Source organism: Streptomyces sp. 8N114, from assembly GCF_052245835.1.
Classification (GTDB): Bacteria; Actinomycetota; Actinomycetes; order Streptomycetales; family Streptomycetaceae; genus Streptomyces.
Genome location: NZ_JBQQBT010000001.1, coordinates 128,429 through 146,618, shown reverse-complemented (window position 1 = coordinate 146,618; position 18,190 = coordinate 128,429). Strand labels below are relative to the sequence as shown.

15 protein-coding genes are annotated in these 18,190 nt (G+C 71.2%); 13 read left to right on the top strand and 2 right to left on the bottom strand.

Features of this window, described 5'->3' with window-relative positions; genetic code table 11:
* Positions 1-158: 158 nt before the first annotated feature.
* From ACTWQF_RS00605 to mutM, 9 genes are all read left to right on the top strand, one after another.
* Positions 159-1,841 (top strand): DAK2 domain-containing protein, encoded by a 1,683-nt coding sequence (locus ACTWQF_RS00605; RefSeq protein WP_443276013.1) that lies wholly within the window; start codon positions 159-161, stop codon positions 1,839-1,841.
* Positions 1,842-2,019: 178 nt separating this feature from the next.
* Complete coding sequence (gene recG, locus ACTWQF_RS00600; protein ID WP_443277508.1) at positions 2,020-4,236, top strand: ATP-dependent DNA helicase RecG; 2,217 nt, start codon at positions 2,020-2,022, stop codon at positions 4,234-4,236.
* 116 nt (positions 4,237-4,352) lie between these two features.
* Complete coding sequence (rsmD, locus tag ACTWQF_RS00595) at positions 4,353-4,952, top strand: 16S rRNA (guanine(966)-N(2))-methyltransferase RsmD (protein WP_443276011.1); 600 nt, start codon at positions 4,353-4,355, stop codon at positions 4,950-4,952.
* A gap of 53 nt (positions 4,953-5,005) precedes the next feature.
* Entirely contained in the window at positions 5,006-5,485 is a 480-nt protein-coding gene (coaD, locus tag ACTWQF_RS00590) for a pantetheine-phosphate adenylyltransferase (protein WP_443276010.1), read from the top strand.
* 70 nt (positions 5,486-5,555) lie between these two features.
* Positions 5,556-6,677 (top strand): cell division initiation protein, encoded by a 1,122-nt coding sequence (locus ACTWQF_RS00585; RefSeq protein WP_443276008.1) that lies wholly within the window; start codon positions 5,556-5,558, stop codon positions 6,675-6,677.
* 87 nt (positions 6,678-6,764) lie between these two features.
* Positions 6,765-7,433 carry a YceD family protein gene (locus tag ACTWQF_RS00580; RefSeq protein ID WP_443276006.1) on the top strand — a complete coding sequence of 223 codons (669 nt, stop codon included), beginning with the start codon at positions 6,765-6,767 and terminating at the stop codon, positions 7,431-7,433.
* A gap of 2 nt (positions 7,434-7,435) precedes the next feature.
* Positions 7,436-7,609, top strand: a complete 174-nt coding sequence (gene rpmF, locus ACTWQF_RS00575; RefSeq protein WP_016470089.1) for a 50S ribosomal protein L32 — start codon at positions 7,436-7,438, stop codon at positions 7,607-7,609.
* A gap of 19 nt (positions 7,610-7,628) precedes the next feature.
* Entirely contained in the window at positions 7,629-8,534 is a 906-nt protein-coding gene (gene rnc / locus ACTWQF_RS00570; protein ID WP_443277507.1) for a ribonuclease III, read from the top strand.
* A gap of 106 nt (positions 8,535-8,640) precedes the next feature.
* Entirely contained in the window at positions 8,641-9,492 is an 852-nt protein-coding gene (gene mutM / locus ACTWQF_RS00565) for a bifunctional DNA-formamidopyrimidine glycosylase/DNA-(apurinic or apyrimidinic site) lyase (protein ID WP_443276004.1), read from the top strand.
* 24 nt (positions 9,493-9,516) lie between these two features.
* Here the strand turns inward: mutM and ACTWQF_RS00560 are convergent, their stop codons facing one another.
* A complete protein-coding gene (locus ACTWQF_RS00560) occupies positions 9,517-10,410 on the bottom strand; it encodes a CAP domain-containing protein (RefSeq protein ID WP_443276002.1) in 894 nt (297 codons plus the stop codon).
* A gap of 234 nt (positions 10,411-10,644) precedes the next feature.
* Between ACTWQF_RS00560 and ACTWQF_RS00555 the strand changes: the two genes are divergently transcribed.
* The 4 genes from ACTWQF_RS00555 (at position 10,645) to ACTWQF_RS00540 (ending at position 17,015) form a co-directional block, all read left to right on the top strand.
* On the top strand, positions 10,645-10,953 hold the full coding sequence (locus ACTWQF_RS00555; RefSeq protein ID WP_443245248.1) for an acylphosphatase: 309 nt from the start codon (positions 10,645-10,647) through the stop codon (positions 10,951-10,953).
* Positions 10,954-11,262: 309 nt separating this feature from the next.
* Positions 11,263-11,469: a hypothetical protein gene (locus ACTWQF_RS00550; RefSeq protein ID WP_209237766.1), complete on the top strand. Its 207-nt coding sequence runs from the start codon at positions 11,263-11,265 to the stop codon at positions 11,467-11,469.
* A gap of 279 nt (positions 11,470-11,748) precedes the next feature.
* Positions 11,749-15,333 carry a chromosome segregation protein SMC gene (gene smc, locus ACTWQF_RS00545; RefSeq protein ID WP_443276000.1) on the top strand — a complete coding sequence of 1,195 codons (3,585 nt, stop codon included), beginning with the start codon at positions 11,749-11,751 and terminating at the stop codon, positions 15,331-15,333.
* Positions 15,334-15,572: 239 nt separating this feature from the next.
* A complete protein-coding gene (locus ACTWQF_RS00540) occupies positions 15,573-17,015 on the top strand; it encodes a sugar porter family MFS transporter (RefSeq protein WP_443275998.1) in 1,443 nt (480 codons plus the stop codon).
* 107 nt (positions 17,016-17,122) lie between these two features.
* On the opposite strand, the gene ACTWQF_RS00535 is transcribed toward ACTWQF_RS00540, so the two are convergent.
* A complete protein-coding gene (locus ACTWQF_RS00535) occupies positions 17,123-18,142 on the bottom strand; it encodes an LLM class flavin-dependent oxidoreductase (RefSeq protein WP_443275997.1) in 1,020 nt (339 codons plus the stop codon).
* Between the last annotated feature and the right edge of the window lie 48 nt (positions 18,143-18,190).

Below are 18,190 nucleotides of genomic sequence, written 5' to 3'. Positions count from 1 at the left end.
GGGCTTCCGCCCGGTGCCGCACTAGCCTTCCCGCAACGTCGCCACCTGGCCGCTCGCCGTCCGGCCGCCGCCATCCGGCCACCGTCCTCGGCCTACCCCAGCCTCCGGCCGGGAGGTACCCCAGTCCCCGGAGGCCGACCCCTGGAGGAGGTCCCACCGTGCCGCTACCGCTCGACACCGCCGCGCTGGGCCGCTGGTGCGCCCTCGGCCGGGAGTCGCTGCGCGCCCACTGTGCGCGTATGGACGCCATCAACGTCTTTCCGGTCGCGGACGGTGACACCGGCACCAATCTGTGCCTCACCTTCGAGGCGGCGGTCGCGGCGCTCCCGGCCCGGGACGCGGAGGCGTCGGCGGGGGACGCACTGCGCGCCATGGCACGGGCCGCGCTGCTGGGTGCCAGGGGCAACTCGGGCACCATCCTCGCGGAGTATCTGCGCGGCATGGCGCAGGGCCTCGCCGAGGACAGCGACGGGTCGTCTGGCGACAAGCCGTCCGAGTCGCTGTCACGTGCGCTGCGGTGCGGGGCGAGTGCCGCGTACGCCGCTGTCGCGCACCCCGTCGAGGGCACGATGCTGACGGTGGCCGCGGCTGCCGCCGAGGCGGCCGAGGCCGGGGGCGATCCGGCGGTCGCGGCGCACGAGGCGCTGGCCGCCACCCCCGGTCGGCTGGCGGCCCTGGCCCGCGCGGGCGTGGTGGACGCGGGCGGGCTGGGGCTGACGGTGCTGCTGACATCGCTGTGGGCTGCCCTGGGGGAACGGGTCCCGGAGGAGCCCCCGGCCGAGACGGCAGCCGGGGCGGGCCCCGCCGCGTGCCCCGTGCCGGACGCCGCCACCCCCGCGGCGCCACCCGCCGACGGATCGCCGCAGGCTCCCTTCCGCCCCGAGTTCGAGGTGATGTACCTCCTGGAGACCGACGACCCCCAGGCCGTCGGCACCCTCCGTGCCCGGCTCGATCCGCTCGGCGACTCCCTGGTCATCGGCGGCGGCGACGGGCTGTGGAGCGTCCACGTCCACGTCGCCGACGCCGGAGCCGCCGTGGAGGCGGGCCTGGCCGCGGGACGCCCGTACCGCATCCGTATCACCCACCTCCCGACGGCCGGGGACGGCACCAAGGACGGTGCGGAGGAGGCAGTGCAGGGCGGCGTGCCATGTGACGCGGCGGAACCGATGCCGGAGCCGGTTGCCGGACGGCGGGCCGTCGTCGCTGTCGTACCGGGGGAGGGGCTGGCCGCGCTGTGCCGGCAGGCGGGTGCCGGAGTGCTGCCTGCCGAGGCCGCCGCACAGCAGGAAGCGCTGGTGGCGGCGGTGCGGGCGACGGGAGCCACCGAGGTGGCGCTGCTGCCCAACGAGACGGAACTCCACCCCGTGGCCGCGCGGGCGGCCGACGCCGCACGGGCGGCGGGCATCAGGTGCGCCGTCATCCCCACCCGCGCCGCCGTCCAGGGGCTCGCGGCGCTGGCCGTGCACCAGCCCGACCGCCGGTTCGACGAGGACGTCGTCACCATGACCTCGGCGGCCGGAGCCACCCGGTACGGCGAAGTGACCGTCGCGGAGCGGCAGTCGTGGACGACGGCGGGTGTCTGCCAGGCCGGGGACGTGCTCGGACTCGTCGAGGGAGACGTGGCGCTGATCGGCACTGAGACGGTGCAGGTCGCGACGGATGTGCTCGCCCGGATGCTGGCTGCCGGGGGCGAGCTGGTCACCCTCGTCCTCGGTGCGGAAGCGCCCGAGGGGCTCGCCGCGGCGCTGGAGCACTATGTGCGCACCAGTCACCTCGCCGTGGACACGGTCGTCTACGAGGGACGGCAGCAGGAGGCGCAGCTGCTCATCGGCGTCGAATGACATCCGCCGGCATCCGCGGGCGCATCGGCAAGCACGAACCGAATCTCTCCTGGCGAGTGACACGGGCGCTGTCACACCCGTCCGGCAGGATGGAACCGTGCCCTCGACAGAAACCACGCGAAGCGAACCTCTCCAGGAGCCGCTGAAGGCGCTGCTCGGCGGAAACACCGCGAAGGTGATGTCCGAGCACCTCGGGCTGCGCACGGTCGGCGACCTGCTGCACCACTACCCGCGCCGGTACGCCGAGCGCGGCGAGCTGACGCGGCTGTCCGAGCTGCCGCTGGACGAGCACGTCACCGTCGTCGCCCGGGTCCACGACGCACGCGTGCACAAGTTCAACCGGGGCAAGGGCCAACGCCTGGAGGTCACGCTGACGGACGGCAGCGGACGGCTCCAGCTGGTCTTCTTCGGCCGTTCCGTCCACTTCCACCAGCGGCAGCTGCTGCCTGGCAAGCGCGGCATGTTCGCCGGCAAGGTCGGGGTCTTCAACCGCAAGCTCCAGCTCTCCCACCCGGACTACAAACTCCTGGACGAGGAGAGCGATCAGGAGACGGTCGAGCAGTTCGCCGGCGCGCTGCTGCCGCTGTACCCGGCGTGCAAGCAGCTGTCCTCCTGGAGCATCGAGCAGTCCGTCGGCATGCTGCTCAGCGCACTGGACGCCACCAGCTGGCGCGGGCTGACCGACCCGCTGCCGGACGCGCTGCGCGGGCAGCGCGGACTCATCCCGCTGCCCGAGGCGTTCGAGAAGGTCCACCGGCCGCGCAGCAAGACGGACATCGCCGAGGCCCGCTCCCGGCTCAAGTGGGACGAGGCGTTCGTCCTCCAGGTCGCCCTCGCCCGGCGGCGCGCCAAGGAGACCGAACTGCCTGCCGTGCCGCGGCGGCCCACCCCCGGCGGGCTGCTGGACGCGTTCGACGAACGGCTGCCGTTCACGCTCACCGACGGGCAGCGTGAGGTCAGCCGGGAGATCTTCGCGGATCTGGCCACCGAGCACCCCATGCACCGGCTCCTCCAGGGCGAGGTCGGCTCCGGCAAGACGCTGGTGGCACTGCGGGCCATGCTCGCCACCGTCGACGCGGGGGGCCAGGCCGCGATGCTCGCGCCGACCGAGGTGCTGGCCCAGCAGCACCACCGGTCCATCACGGAGATGATGGGTGAACTGGCAGAGGGAGGGATGCTCGGCGGCGCCGAACAGGGCACCAAGGTGGTGCTGCTCACCGGCTCGATGGGCGCAGCGGCCCGGCGCCGGGCGCTGCTGGACCTGGCCACCGGCGAGGCGGGCATCGTCGTGGGCACCCATGCGCTGATCGAGGACAAGGTCACCTTCCACGACCTGGGCCTGGTCGTGGTGGACGAGCAGCACCGCTTCGGCGTCGAACAGCGCGACGCCCTGCGCTCCAAGGGCAAGCAACCCCCGCACCTGCTGGTGATGACGGCGACGCCCATCCCCAGGACCGTCGCCATGACGGTCTTCGGCGACCTGGAGACCTCCGTACTCGACCAACTCCCCGCCGGGCGCTCCCCGATCGCCACCCACGTCGTGCCCGTCAAGGACAAGCCGCACTTCCTCACGCGAGCTTGGGAGCGGGTACGTGAGGAGACCGAGGCGGGGCACCAGACGTACGTGGTCTGCCCGCGGATCGGCGACGACGAAGAGACGACGGCGCCGAAGAGCGCGGGCCGCAAGCGGGCTTCGTCCGACGAGGCTGCGTACGCCGAGGAGGGGCTGGACGGCATCCCGGTGGACGAGGCCGACGAAGGCGCCGACAGCGACGAGAAGCGCCCGCCGCTGGCCGTCCTCGACATCGCCGACCAGCTCGCGTCCGGCCCGCTCGCCGGGCTCCGGGTGGCGGCCCTGCACGGGCGGATGCAGCCCGAGGCGAAGGACGAGGTGATGCAGCGGTTCGCCGCGGGCGAGCTCGATGTACTGGTGGCCACGACCGTCATCGAGGTCGGCGTGAACGTGCCCAACGCGACCGGCATGGTGATCATGGACGCCGACCGGTTCGGCGTCTCGCAGCTGCACCAGCTGCGGGGCCGCGTCGGCCGGGGCTCGGCGCCGGGCCTGTGTCTGCTGGTGACGGACATGCCGCAGGAGAGCCCGGCGCGGGCCCGCCTGGAGGCCGTTGCCGCCACGCTCGACGGCTTCGAACTCTCCCGTATCGACCTCGAACAGCGCCGCGAGGGCGACGTCCTGGGCCAGGCACAGTCCGGCGTGCGCTCCTCGCTGCGGATGCTTGCCGTCATCGACGACGAGGAGATCATCGCCGAGGCCCGCGACGAGGCCACGGCCCTGGTCGCCGCCGACCCGGATCTGACGGAGCACCCGGAACTGCGCACAGCGCTGGACGCCTTGCTGGACGAGGAGCGGGAGGAATACCTCGACAAGGGCTGACCCGACAAGGACTGACCCGGGAACAACGGCCGGCCCGAGCCCACGCCGACCCCGCTTCCCCATGGGATCCTGATCCCGAGCCCCGAGCACCCACCCCACACAGAGGATCCGCACCCATGACCCGCGTCATCGCCGGAGCCGCAGGCGGGCGGCGGCTGGCCGTTCCGCCGGGCACCGGTACCCGCCCCACCTCCGACCGGGCCCGCGAGGGCCTGTTCTCCAGCTGGGAGTCCCAGCTGGGGGGCGCCGTCGGCTGGCAGGGCCTGCGCGTGCTGGACCTGTACGCCGGTTCCGGCGCCGTCGGCCTGGAGGCGCTGTCGAGGGGCGCCGCGTACACGCTGCTCGTCGAGACGGACCCGCGTGCCGTGCGCACCATCAAGGAGAACGTCCGCGCGGTCGGGCTGCCCGGCGCGGAGGTGCGGCCGGGCAAGGCGACGCAGATCCTCGCGGAGGACCCGCCGGAGCACCCGTTCGGCCTGGTCTTTCTCGACCCCCCGTACGCCGTCACCGACGAAGAGCTGCGGGAGACACTGCTCACACTCCGGGCCAGGGCCTGGCTGGCACCGGGTGCCTTGGCCACCGTGGAGCGCAGCACCAGGGGCGGTGATTTCCGCTGGCCGGAGGGTTTCGAGGGGCTCCGGTCCCGTCGCTACGGCGAGGGAACGCTTTGGTACGGTCGCGCCGCCGCGCGGGAAGTTACTCCCGCGTCATGCTGAGATCACCTGAGGCAGGGCCTCGTGCCCGCCGTGAGGAGAGCGAGGAAGTGCCAGTGCGCCGCGCAGTCTGCCCGGGGTCCTTCGACCCCATCACCAACGGCCACCTCGACATCATCGACCGCGCCTCCCGGCTGTACGACGTGGTCCACGTCGCCGTGATGATCAACAAGTCGAAGCAGGGCCTCTTCACGGTCGACGAACGCATCGACCTGATCCGGCAGGTCACCGAGGACTTCGGGAACGTCAAGGTGGAGGCGTTCCACGGGCTGCTGGTCGACTTCTGCAAGGAGCGCGACATCCCGGCCATCGTCAAAGGGCTGCGCGCGGTCAGCGACTTCGACTACGAGCTGCAGATGGCCCAGATGAACAACGGCCTCTCCGGTGTCGAGACGCTCTTCGTCCCGACCAACCCCACCTACAGCTTCCTCTCCTCCAGCCTCGTCAAGGAGGTCGCCACCTGGGGCGGCGATGTCTCCCATCTGGTGCCCGAAGCCGTCAACCGCGCGCTGACCGAACGGCTTACCAAGCCCTGACCAGCCCGGGAGCAGTCCGCTTCGGGGAAGGAGTAACGAGCCCGCGCTCAGGGGCCGTACAGTCACCTTCGTGGACGTACAGCAGAAACTCGACGAGATCGTGGCAACCGTCGACGGTGCGCGCTCGATGCCCATGTCCGCCTCCTGCGTGGTCAACCGGGCCGAGCTGCTCGGCATGCTCGAGGAAGTACGCCAGGCGCTGCCCGGCTCGCTCGCCGAGGCGCGCGAGGTGATCGGCGGCCGCGAGCAGGTCGTGGCCGGGGCCCACCATGAGGCGCAGCGCATCATCGAGGCTGCCCAGGCCGAGCGCGCCGCGCTGGTGTCCGGCACCGAAGTGGCCCGGCATGCCCAGGAGGAGGCCGACCGCATTCTCGCGGAGGCGCGCCGGGAGGCCGGCGAGATCCGGGCCGAGGCGGACGACTACGTCGACAGCAAGCTGGCCAACTTCGAAGCGGTACTCTCCAAGACCATCGGCTCGGTCGAGCGGGGCCGGGAGAAGCTGCTGGGCAGCGGGCCCGGCGCCGAGGAGTGGCACGAGGAGTACGCCCACGAAGCGCCGGAACGCACCGGCGACCCGCACGAGCTGCAGCGCCGCGCCGACAGCTACGTCGATGCACGGCTCGGCTCGGTCTCCGCGGTGCTCGCCAAGACGCTGGAGGCCGTGGGGCGCGGCCGGCTCAAGCTGCGCGGCCACGAGCCCGTCGACGAGCTGGGGGCCCACATGGCGGCGCAGGACGGCGCCGAGAGCTTCAACGGGCACACCAGCGACGCGGACTACCTCGCCGGGCTCGCCCACACCGACCCGGTTCCCCAGGCGTCACACGAGGAGCAGCTGCCACAGCCGCCCGTACAGCCCCCGCACATCCCCCCGCAGCCGCAGAGCCAGCCGGTCGCCGCCGACCCCTACTACGCGCAGCAGCAGATGCCGTACGACGGGGGCCAGCAGCAGCACGATCCGTACGCGTACGCCCAGCAGGCGCAGCAGGAGGCTTACTACGCGCAGCAGCAGCACGATCCGTACGGCTACGGGCAGCAGCAGGACGGGTACTACCCGCAGCAGCCCCAGCAGCACTACCCCGCCCAGCAGCACCAGTCCCAGCCGCAGCTGGACGAGACCAGCCTCTTCGACACGAGCATGATCGACATCGACCAGCTCAGGGCGTACGAGCAGCGGCACGGTCAGGGCGGCTGACCCAGGGGCGCGGAGGGCGGCGTCGCCCCGGCGCGGATTGGGTCGTGGGGGAGCCGTCAAGTATCCTGTCTCTTCGGCCGTGAGTACATGCGCGGCCCCAGCCCCACCCGTAGAAAGCAGGAAGCCCTGAAAGCCCCCCTCGACCACCGTGCTCCTCTCGTGTTCGACACACGCGAGCTGGGGCGGCGTCCTGGTGCGATGAAGCGGCTCTCCCGCGAGGTGGAGTCCCCCGGTGACCTCGGTATCGAGTTCGCCAAGGTTCCCGACGGGGCGACGATCGAGCTGGACCTCCGCCTGGAGTCGGTCATGGAAGGGGTGCTCGTCACGGGCACCGCCCGTGCGCCGCTGACAGGGGAGTGCGTAAGGTGTCTGGAGCCGCTCGACCAGCGAGTCGAAGCGGACTTCCAGGAGATGTTCTCCTACCCCGAAGCCGACGACCGGGGCCGCCCTGTGGCGGAACCCGGCGAGGACGAGGAGGACGAGGACACGCTCTTCCTCGAGGGCGACCTGTTCGACCTCGAACCCGTGCTGCGGGACGCGGTGGTGCTCGCACTGCCGTTGCAGCCGGTGTGCCGCGAGGACTGCCCCGGCCTGTGCCCCGAGTGCGGGGCCCGGCTGGCGGACGATCCTGATCACGCGCACGAAGACGCCGTCGACATCAGGTGGGCGGCACTGCAGGGACTCGCCGAGACCATGCCGGACGGCGAGAAGGACAACGAGCCCCGCACCGACGGGGATGACTCACAGGAGAAGTAGCCGTGGCTGTTCCGAAGCGGAAGATGTCGCGCAGCAACACGCGCCACCGCCGGTCGCAGTGGAAGGCTGCGGTCCCCACCCTGGTGAAGTGCGAGCGCTGCCGCGAGCCCAAGCAGCAGCACATCGCGTGCCCGAGCTGCGGCACCTACAACAAGCGTCAGGTCCTCGAGGTCTGATCGGCGGGTGACAGGCTCAATGTCCAACGCCGGCACTCCTCAGAGCCCCGCTCCCGGGAAGGGAGGGGATTCTGCAGAGCTGGTGGACGCGGCCTCGTCCCACGCGATTCTGGAAGGGCGGCTCGGTTACCGACTGGAGTCCGCCCTTCTGGTGCGTGCGCTGACGCACCGCAGTTACGCGTACGAGAACGGCGGGCTGCCCACCAATGAGCGCCTGGAGTTCCTCGGTGACTCCGTCCTCGGGCTCGTCGTCACCGACACCCTCTACCGCATGCATCCGGACCTTCCGGAGGGCCAGCTGGCCAAGCTGCGGGCGGCGGTGGTCAATTCGCGTGCCCTCGCAGGCGTCGCGCGCGGTCTCGACCTGGGTGCTTTCATCCGCCTCGGCAGGGGCGAGGAGGGCACCGGCGGCCGGGACAAGGCGTCGATCCTCGCGGACACGCTGGAGGCGGTCATCGGCGCCGTCTACCTCGACCAGGGTCTGGAGGCGGCCTCCGAACTGGTGCACCGCCTGTTCGACCCGCTCATCGAGCGCTCCTCCAACCTCGGCGCCGGTCTCGACTGGAAGACGAGCCTCCAGGAGCTGACGGCCGCCGAAGGGCTCGGCGTACCGGAATACCTGGTCTCCGAGACGGGTCCCGACCACGAGAAGACCTTCACGGCTGCTGCCCGCGTCGGTGGTGTCGCGTACGGCACCGGCACAGGACGCAGCAAGAAGGAGGCGGAGCAGCAGGCCGCCGAGGCTGCCTGGCGCGCCATCTCGGCCCGCAACGAGGCCGCGGCAGATGCTGCTGCGGCAGACGTTGCGACAGACACCGCGACAGGCACCGCGGCCGGTGAGGAGAGCGCCGCGACATCCTCTGTGCCCGACACCCAGCGGAGCGGGCCCGCCGGTCCGGCCGAGGGCACAACGGCGACCCGCTGACCGCCCACGCACCAGCCGCACCACTTGAACCGGCCGCCCTCCGCCACGGGGGCGGCCGTGGTGTTACCCGCCCCGCGAAGGCGGGCCCTACCTCCCGAGGAGTCCCGTGCCCGAGCTGCCCGAAGTCGAGGTCGTCCGCCGCGGCCTGGAACGCTGGGCCGGCGGCCGTACCGTCGTCGCCGCCGAGGTGCTCCACCCGCGCGCCGTCCGCCGCCATGTGGCCGGAGCGCCGGACTTTGCCGCGCGGCTGAGCGGAGCGCGTATCGGATCGGCCAAGCGCCGCGGCAAGTATCTGTGGCTGCCCGTCGGGGACGGCTCCCATGCCGTCCTCGCCCACCTCGGGATGAGCGGCCAGCTCCTCATCCAGCCGCCGGGCACCCCCGACGAGCGGCATCTGCGGGTCCGCTTCACCTTCGAGGACGCGGACGGCGGCGAGCTGCGCTTCGTCGACCAGCGCACCTTCGGCGGGCTCTCGCTCCACCCGGCCGGCGCGGACGGGCTGCCCGACGTCATAGCCCACATCGCGCGCGACCCGCTCGACCCCGCCTTCGACGAGACGGCCTTCCACGCCGCCCTGCGCCGCCGCCGTACGACCATCAAGCGCGCCCTGCTGGACCAGTCGCTGATCAGCGGCGTCGGCAACATCTACGCCGACGAGGCGCTGTGGCGCTCCAGGCTGCACTACGAGCGCCCCACGGCCACCCTCACCCGCAGGCAGACCGCCGAGCTGATCGGCCACGTGCGGGACGTGATGACAGCCGCGCTGGCCCAGGGCGGCACCAGTTTCGACAGCCTCTATGTGAACGTCAACGGCGAGTCCGGCTACTTCGAACGTTCACTGGACGCCTACGGCCGCGAGGACGAGCCCTGCCGCCGCTGCGGCACAGCAATGCGCCGCAGCGCCTGGATGAACCGCTCCAGCTACTTCTGCCCCCGCTGTCAGCGCGCCCCCCGGTAGAGCCGCCCGCGTCCGGTCGCCCCCTCAGAAGCCGAAGTCCTGGGTCCACCATGGGCCGCCCTCGGCGAAGTGCGCGCCGACGCCCAGTGTGCGGTAGTCGCAGTTGAGGATGTTGGCCCGGTGGCCGGGGCTGTGCATCCAGGAATCCATGACGGAGCGGGCGTTGGCCTGGCCGCGCGCTATGTTCTCGCCGCCCAGATCGCTTATGCCCGCGGCCTCGGCACGGTCCCAGGGGGTCTTGCCGTCGGGCGAGGTGTGCGAGAAGAACCCGCGCCGCGCCATGTCCTCGCTGTACTCCCCGGCCAGTCCGGCAAGCCGCTGGTCCGCCTTGAGAGGGCGGCAGCCGACCTTGGCGCGCTCCTGGTTGACCAGGGCGAGTACCTCGCTCTCGGCGGCGGACTCCTGGTCGGCCGCCGCGGTGCTGCCGTCGCCCGCGCCGCCCGGCTCCGGCCTGGTCTTGTCGTCCGAGGGGGAGCTCCGCTCCTTGTCGTCGGCCGGCGTGCGGGTCTTCGGGGGCTGGGCCGAGCGGGTGGCCTCCGGCTTTTCGGAGGGGCGCGAGCGCTCCCGGGAGGGCGTCGGAGCGGGGCTTCGGCTGCTCTCGCTGCCTTCGCCGGGGGCCTCGGTGGACGTCCGGTCGGAGGGTATGCCGGATATCGGCGGGGACGCGGGATCGCCGGTGCCGTCAGCCTGCACCCGGCCGTCCCGTGGTCCGCCGAGCCCGCCCGGCGCCGGCACCAGACCGGAGGCCACGGCGACGGTGCCCATCGCGAGCGCGGCGGAGGCTCCCAGCAGGCCGGTCCGTACGGGGGTCGCGGCGCGTCTGCGGCGCCTGCCTCCGTGGTGCCGTGGCGCTGTCCGCCGGTCGGAGGGCTCCGGCGGGGCGGCGGGAGTGGGGTTAGCGCGTCGATGGCGGCCCATCTGTGCTGTCCTCACATAGCTCGGCGATACGGCGTCACTGTTCCGTCCCTCTTCACCCCCGGGTGTGAGCGGGGTGTGAAGAGAGTTGCCGCGCAATGTACGGCATCCCCACGGCGCCTGATGTGTCCGCTCGGGAATTGTCCGGATAGCGTGCACCCCATGGCTGCCATCAACCCGACCGACAGCACGGACGGAACGTCGCGCGAACAGCTGGGTGAACACCTGAGTGAACAGTTGCCCGAACAGCCCGCCGCGCACCGGCCCGAGGAGCCCGCGCGGCTGACGGCCTGGGTCCGCGGCGAGGTTCAGGGGGTCGGCTTCCGCTGGTTCACCCGCGCGGCGGCGCTCCGGATCGGACGGCTCGTCGGCTTCGCGCTGAACCTCGGTGACGGCCGCGTCCAGATCGTGGCGGAGGGCACCCGTGCCGACTGTGAGCAGCTGCTGGAGTGGCTGCGGGGCGGGGACACGCCCGGGCGCGTGGATGGCGTCACCGAGATCTGGGACACCCCCCGCGGCGGGTATCGCGGCTTCGCGATCCGGTGATCCACAACGGTTGCCATCTGCGCCGTAGCATGCAAAGCTGCCGCAACGAGTGAGCACCGTGGATCTTCCACCAGCCCCCGCGGACAGCCGTCTCCGGCGCCGGACGCCGTCGAGTCAAGGCAGGCCCGGGGGCGCGACGTGTGATCGTGTTGACCGTCAAACCATTTGGTGAGATCCTGAAACCCCGCGCACCTGAGCTGTTTGATCCAGAGAACCTTTAGCAAAAGTCCAGAGCAGACCCTCAACGGTGCGAATCCCTCACGACCCACCCGTCTACGGTCGGTCACTCAGTGTGGAGGACCATCCATCATGGCAAAGGCGCTTCTCGGTCACGTCGGCGGCTACGACCCCCGAGTGCTCGCCGAGATGCGACGGCTGCAGCAGCGTGTCCAGGACCTGGAATCCGAACTCGTACGGATGCAGGCCGAGAACGACGCTCTGTCGGCCGCCGCTCGGCACCGCGACTCGGTGTTCGAAGACATCGATGTGAAGACGGCCGAGCCTGCGCTGACCTGATCCACGCCCGCCGGGCAGGACGGGCTGAGCAGGACAGCCGTACTCAGAAATTCTCAAGGGACGCTCCGGCGTCCCTTAGTTTTTGCCCGCTGTGCGTCCACCGGTGCTCGTCGGCTGTGTGGGCTGCGCTTGTGTGGGAGGTCCGCTCAACGTGGCGCGTTTCGTTACGTCTGATCTGCCCCCGGCCTCTCCCGGTGAAACCCCTGGGCGAAACCCTTCCCGTCGCTTCGGGGCCGTCGGCGCGACATCGCCGGGCCAACCTCGGTAGGGTCCGGACGCGTGCACCTCAAGAGCCTGACACTGCGGGGATTCAAGTCCTTCGCCTCCGCCACGACGCTGCGCTTCGAGCCCGGCATCACCTGCGTCGTCGGCCCGAACGGCTCCGGCAAGTCCAACGTGGTCGACGCCCTCTCCTGGGTGATGGGCGAGCAGGGCGCCAAGTCGCTGCGCGGCGGCAAGATGGAGGACGTCATCTTCGCCGGGACCACGGGGCGCCCGCCGCTGGGCCGGGCCGAGGTCTCGCTGACCATCGACAATGCCGACGGCGCGCTGCCCATCGAGTACTCCGAAGTCACCATCACCCGGATCATGTTCCGCAACGGCGGCAGCGAGTACCAGATCAACGGCGACACCTGTCGGCTGCTCGACATCCAGGAGCTGCTCTCCGACTCCGGTATCGGCCGCGAGATGCATGTCATCGTCGGCCAGGGCCAGCTGGACGGCGTACTGCACGCCGATCCGACCGGGCGCCGGGCCTTCATCGAGGAGGCGGCAGGCGTCCTCAAGCACCGCAAGCGCAAGGAGAAGGCGCTGCGGAAGCTGGACGCCATGCAGGCGAACCTGGCCCGCGTCCAGGACCTCACCGACGAGCTGCGCCGTCAGCTCAAGCCGCTCGGCCGGCAGGCGGCCGTGGCCCGGAAGGCGCAGGTCATCCAGGCGGACCTGCGCGACGCCCGGCTCCGGCTGCTCGCCGACGATCTCGTCTCACTGCGCGAGGCGCTGCGTACCGAGGTGGCCGACGAGGCCGAGCTCAAGCAGCGCAAGCAGGCCGCGGAGGATGAGCTGAAGGAGGCGTTGCGCCGCGAGGCCGACCTGGAACAGCAGGTCCGCACCCTCGCGCCCCGGCTGGAGCGGGCCCAGCAGACCTGGTACGAGCTCTCCCAGCTGGCCGAACGGGTACGCGGCACCATCGGCCTGGCCGACCAGCGCGTCCAGCACGCGGCGGCGCCCCAGACCGAGGAGCGCCGGGGCCGCGATCCGGAGGAGATGGAGCGCGAGGCAGCCCGTATCCGCGAGCAGGAGGCGGAACTGGAGGCGGCGCTGGAGGCTGCGACCACGGCGCTGGACGAGACGGTCGCACACCGCGCCGAGTTGGAGCGCAGGCTGGAGCAGGAGGAGCGCCGACTGCGCGACGAGGCGCGGGCGCTCGCCGACCGCCGCGAAAATCTCGAACGCCTGCGCGGCAAGGCGGGGGCCGCACGCAGCCGCGTCGCCTCGGCGCAGTCCGAGATCGACCGACTCGCCACCGCACGGGACGACGCGCTGCAACGGGCCAAGCAGGCCCAGGAGGAGTACGAGGCCCTGCGCGGTGAGGTCGACGGCCTCGACGAGGGCGACGAGGAGCTCGCCGAGCGTCACGAGCAGGCCAAGCGTGAACTGGCCGCGGCCGAGGCAGCCTTCACCGCTGCCCGCGACGCCCTCACCGAAGCCGAACGCGAACGCGCCGCCACCTCGGCCCGTCACGACACCCTCGCCCTGAACCTTCGCCGCAAGGACGGCACAGCGGCTCTCCTCGCCGCCAAGGACCGCCTCACCGGTCTTCTGGGTCCCGCTGCCGAACTGCTGACGGTGACCCCTGGCTATGAGCTGCCGCTAGCGGCTGCGTTGGGTTCGGCGGCTGATGCGGTAGCGGTGGCGGACGTGTCGACCGCGGCAGAGGCCCTGCGCCTGTTGCGGAAGGAGGACGGCGGTCGAGCAACGCTGCTGGTGGCGGCTCAGGAGCGAGGGCCGTTCCACAGCGCGGAGCGGGTGGCCGCGGACGGCAACCTCCCCTATGGCACCCCCGCGACAGCCTTGGTGACCGCACCGGAAGAACTCCGCCCCGCCATCGAGCACCTGCTCGAAAATACGGTGGTGGTCGACACCTTGGAGACCGCCGTGGACATCGTCAGACGGCACCCCGGTCACCGAGCGGTCACGGCCGAGGGCGACATCCTCAGCGCCCACTTCGCCAGCGGCGGCTCCGAGGGCGCCCCCTCGCTCCTCGAAGCCCAGGCGGCGGTGGACGAGGCAGCGGCGCAGCTCACCGAGCTGGAAACCCGCTGTGAGCAGCTCGAAGAAGCGCAGGCCCAGGCGAAGGAGGCCCGGCGCACGGCGGCGGCCGAGGTCGAGGACCTGGCCCGCCAACGCAGCTCCGCGGAGCGTGAAAAGTCCCGTATCGCAGGGAAAGTAGGCACCCTTTCCGGTCAAGCCCGTGCCGCTCAAGGCGAAGCCGAACGCGCCGCCGCGGCGGTGACCAAGGCGGAGGAAGCCCTCGCGAGGGCCCGCCAGGAGGCCGATGAGCTGGCCGAGAGTCTCGCCGTCGCCGAGGAGGCCCAGGACGCGGAGGGCGGGAGCGACCCGGACACCTCCGTGCGGGACCGCCTCGCCGCCGACGGCGCCAACGCGCGCCAGACCGAGATGGAGGCCCGCCTTCAGGTCCGTACGCACGAGGAGCGGGTCAAGGCGATTGCCGGCCGTGCGGAAGCGCTCGACCGGGGGGCCCGCGCCGAGCGTGAGGCCCGGGCCAGGGCCGAGGAGCGCCGGGCGCGGCTGCGCCACGAGGCGGAGGTCGCCCAGGCTGTCGCGGACGGCTCCCGGCAGCTGCTCGCCTACGTCGAGGCGTCGCTGGAGCGGGCCCGCGAGGAGCGGGAGGGCATCGAGCGGGCCAAGGCCGAGCGTGAGCAGGCGCTGGCCGGCGAGCGCAACGCGGGCCGGGCGCTCAAGGACGAGTTGGACAAGCTGACCGACTCGGTGCACCGGGGCGAGGTGCTCGGTGCGGAGAAGCGGATGCGCATCGAGCAGCTGGAGACGAAGGCCCTGGAGGAGCTGGGCGTCGAGCCGGCCGGGCTGGTCCGGGACTACGGCCCCGACCAGTTGGTACCGCCCTCCCCGCCCGCCGAGGGCGAGGAGCTGCCCGAGGACCCGGAGCACCCGCGCAACAAGCCGGTGCCGTTCGTCCGCGCCGAGCAGGAGAAGCGCCTCAAGGCGGCCGAGCGTGCGTACCAGAAGCTGGGAAAGATCAATCCGCTGGCGCTGGAGGAGTTCGCGGCGCTGGAGGAGCGGCACCAGTTCCTCAGCGAGCAGCTGGAGGACCTGAAGAAGACACGCGCCGACCTCCTCCAGGTCGTCAAGGAGGTGGACGAGCGCGTCGAGCAGGTCTTCACGGAGGCGTACCACGACACGGCGCGCGAGTTCGAGGGCGTCTTCTCGCGGCTCTTCCCGGGCGGTGAGGGGCGGCTGGTGCTCACCGATCCCGACGACATGCTGACCACGGGTGTCGATGTGGAGGCGAGGCCGCCGGGCAAGAAGGTCAAGCGGCTCTCGCTGCTCTCCGGCGGTGAGCGGTCCCTGACGGCGGTCGCGCTGCTGGTGTCGATCTTCAAGGCACGGCCAAGCCCGTTCTATGTGATGGACGAGGTCGAGGCGGCGCTGGACGACACCAACCTCCAGCGGCTCATCCGGATCATGGAGGAGCTCAAGGACAGCTCCCAGCTGATCGTGATCACCCATCAGAAGCGCACGATGGAGGTTGCCGACGCGCTCTACGGCGTCTCCATGCAGGGCGACGGTGTCTCCAAGGTGATCAGCCAGCGGCTCTCCTGAAACCGCCGGGGAACGGTCCGGAAACGGCTGCTTCACTTCAAAAGTCGAACGATGATCGTTCGGTGTGTGCTCTGGGTCGCAGTTCCCGACCTATTGACTTCATGACTTGAAGATTTACAGTCTGAGAAGCCGCCGTTAAGCCTGAGGCCAGCGCGCTTCCGTGTGCAGGCCCGTCTTCGACCCTTTGACGGTTGGTGTCCCCTCCCGGCACTGTCGCCGGGGTACCTCAGGAGAAGAACGTGACCAGCACAGCGCAGGACGCGCCGCAGACACCGCAGCCGCGGCCCGGCACCGAAGCGCACACCGCGCCTCTCGGCCGTGTCGTCTTCATCACCGCGGCAGCCGCCATGGGCGGCTTTCTCTTCGGCTACGACAGCTCAGTCATCAACGGAGCGGTGGAGGCCATCCGCGGCCGCTTCGACGTCGGCTCCGCCATGCTGGCGCAGGTCATCGCCGCCGCCCTGATCGGCAGTGCGATCGGTGCTGCCGTCGCCGGCCGGATAGCCGACCGCATCGGCCGTATCCAGGTCATGCGGCTGGCCGCCGTCCTCTTCATCGTCAGCGCCGTCGGCTCGGCCCTGCCTTTCGCGCTGTGGGACCTGGCGATGTGGCGGGTGCTGGGCGGTATCGCCATCGGTATGGCCTCCGTCATCGGCCCGGCCTACATCGCCGAGGTGTCGCCGCCCGCCTACCGGGGCAGGCTCGCCTCCTTCCAGCAGGGCGCGATCGTCCTCGGCATCGCCGTGTCGCAGCTGGTCAACTGGGGCATTCTCAACCTCGCCGACGGTGACCAGCGCGGCACCGTCGCCGGACTGGAAGCCTGGCAGTGGATGCTCGGCATCATGGTGATCCCCGCGGTCGGTTACTTCCTGCTCTCCTTCGCCATCCCCGAGTCCCCGCGCTTCTTGATCTCCGTCGGCCGTCAGGACCGGGCCCGTGAGGTGCTGGCCGGCGTCGAGGGCGAGCACGACCGCCTCGACCTGCGGATCAGCGAGATCGAGACGGCCATGCGCAGCGAGCACAAGTCCACCTTCCGGGACCTGCTCGGCGGGCGCTTCGGCCTGCTGCCCATCGTCTGGGTCGGCATCGGCCTGTCCGTCTTCCAGCAGCTCGTCGGCATCAACGTCGTCTTCTACTACTCCTCGACGCTGTGGCAGTCGGTGGGCATCAACCCCGAGAGCTCGTTCCTCTACTCCTTCACGACCTCGATCGTGAACATCATCGGCACCGTCATCGCCATGATCTTCGTCGACCGGATCGGCCGGAAGCCGCTGGCGCTGATCGGCTCGGTCGGTATGACCCTCTCGCTGGGAATGGTCGCCTGGGCGTTCTCGGCCAAGACCGGCTCCGGCGACAAGGTCTCGCTGCCGGACACCCAGGGCGTCGTCGCGCTGGTCGGCGCGCACACCTTCACGCTGTTCTTCGCCCTCTCCTGGGGCGTGGTCGTCTGGGTGCTGCTCGGCGAGATCTTCCCGAGCAAGATCCGCGCCGCCGCGCTCGGTGTCGCCGCCTCCGCGCAGTGGGTCGCCAACTGGGCCATCACAGCCAGCTTCCCGAGCCTGTCGGAGTGGAACCTGTCCGCCACATACGTCGGCTACACGGTCTTCGCCCTGCTCTCGATTCCGTTCATCCTCAAGTGGGTGCCGGAGCCGAAGGGCAAGGCGTTGGAGGAGATGGGCTAGCCCCCCCCCGCCGCCCACTCCTCGTACGGCGCTGCCCCGGCTCCTTCGCCAGGAGCCGGGGCAGCGGGCTTTCGCCGTCCGGTTCGCCACGGATACGCGGTGGGTGCTCAGTCCTCGATCTTCCTCAGCTGCGGAATGACCTCCTGGGCGAGCAGCCGCAGCGACCGCCAACCCTCCTCCACCGGCATTCCGCCGCACAGCGGATGCAGCAGAATCTGCCGCGCCCCCTCCGGCTGCCGCGCCACCAGCGCCAGGCACTCGTCCGGGGTGACGAAGCGGTAGACGCCCTCAGCGCGCAGCTGGTCGACGGTCGTCGCCTGCGCCGTCATCGCCGAGCGCACATCCGACGTCTGCCAGGAGGCGTACTGGCGCGCCTCGTACAGAAAGTGCGCACCCAGTTCCGCCCAAGCCCGATCCGGGTCGTCCGTCAGATGTACGACACAGATCTCCGCCGGCGGCATCAGGCACAGCGGAGCACTGCCCGCAGTCGCACAGCGCTCCTCGTAGTAGCGCGCGAGCTCCGGAAGATGCGCGGGGAGGAAGAGCGGCAGCCCCAGCCGTGCGGCGCGCCGCGCGGCTGGGCGCGAGCTGCCGCCGACGAACAGCGGCGGATGCGGACTGCTGTACGGGCGCGGAGTGACGCGTACTGTGCGGCCCCGGTAGCTGAACGGCTCGCCGGTCCAGGCGGCAAGCAGCGTCTCCAGCACCTCGTCCTGCCGGGCGCCGCGCCGGGCGAAGTCCAGCCCCAGCGCCGCGTACTCCTCCGGGCGGTAGCCGATCCCCGCCACCGTGACCAGCCGGCCGCCGCTGGCCAGATCGAGCACCGCGATGTCCTCGGCCAGCCGCAGCGGGTCGTACAGCGGTGCCAGGATCGCGCACGCCGTCACCAGTGTGGTGCGCGTACGGCCCAGTAAGGCGCCCGCGAGGGCGAGCGGCGCGGGCAGCCAGCCGTCCGGCGAGCCGTGGTGCTCCTCGACGATGAGCGAGGTCACACCGTGCTCGTCGGCGTACTCCGCCATCTCCAGCGCGGCCCGGTAGCGGTCCACCGGCTGCTCGGCCGAATGCCCCGCACCGGGCGGCTGTTCGGGCTGGACGAGGTTGAAGCGGACACTGGTCGTCACGGTCACGGGGACCCCCCACCCGGAAGACGGCAGATGCGAGTGCCGGACCGTAGC

Coding starts and splice junctions, on each gene's coding strand:
- ACTWQF_RS00580 (WP_443276006.1), top strand. CDS start 6,765: ATGCGCGGCCCCAGCCCCACCCGTAGAAAGCAGGAAGCCCTGAAAGCC.
- ACTWQF_RS00560 (WP_443276002.1), bottom strand. CDS start 10,410: ATGGGCCGCCATCGACGCGCTAACCCCACTCCCGCCGCCCCGCCGGAG.
- ACTWQF_RS00550 (WP_209237766.1), top strand. CDS start 11,263: ATGGCAAAGGCGCTTCTCGGTCACGTCGGCGGCTACGACCCCCGAGTG.
- rnc (WP_443277507.1), top strand. CDS start 7,629: ATGTCCAACGCCGGCACTCCTCAGAGCCCCGCTCCCGGGAAGGGAGGG.
- rsmD (WP_443276011.1), top strand. CDS start 4,353: ATGACCCGCGTCATCGCCGGAGCCGCAGGCGGGCGGCGGCTGGCCGTT.
- recG (WP_443277508.1), top strand. CDS start 2,020: ATGTCCGAGCACCTCGGGCTGCGCACGGTCGGCGACCTGCTGCACCAC.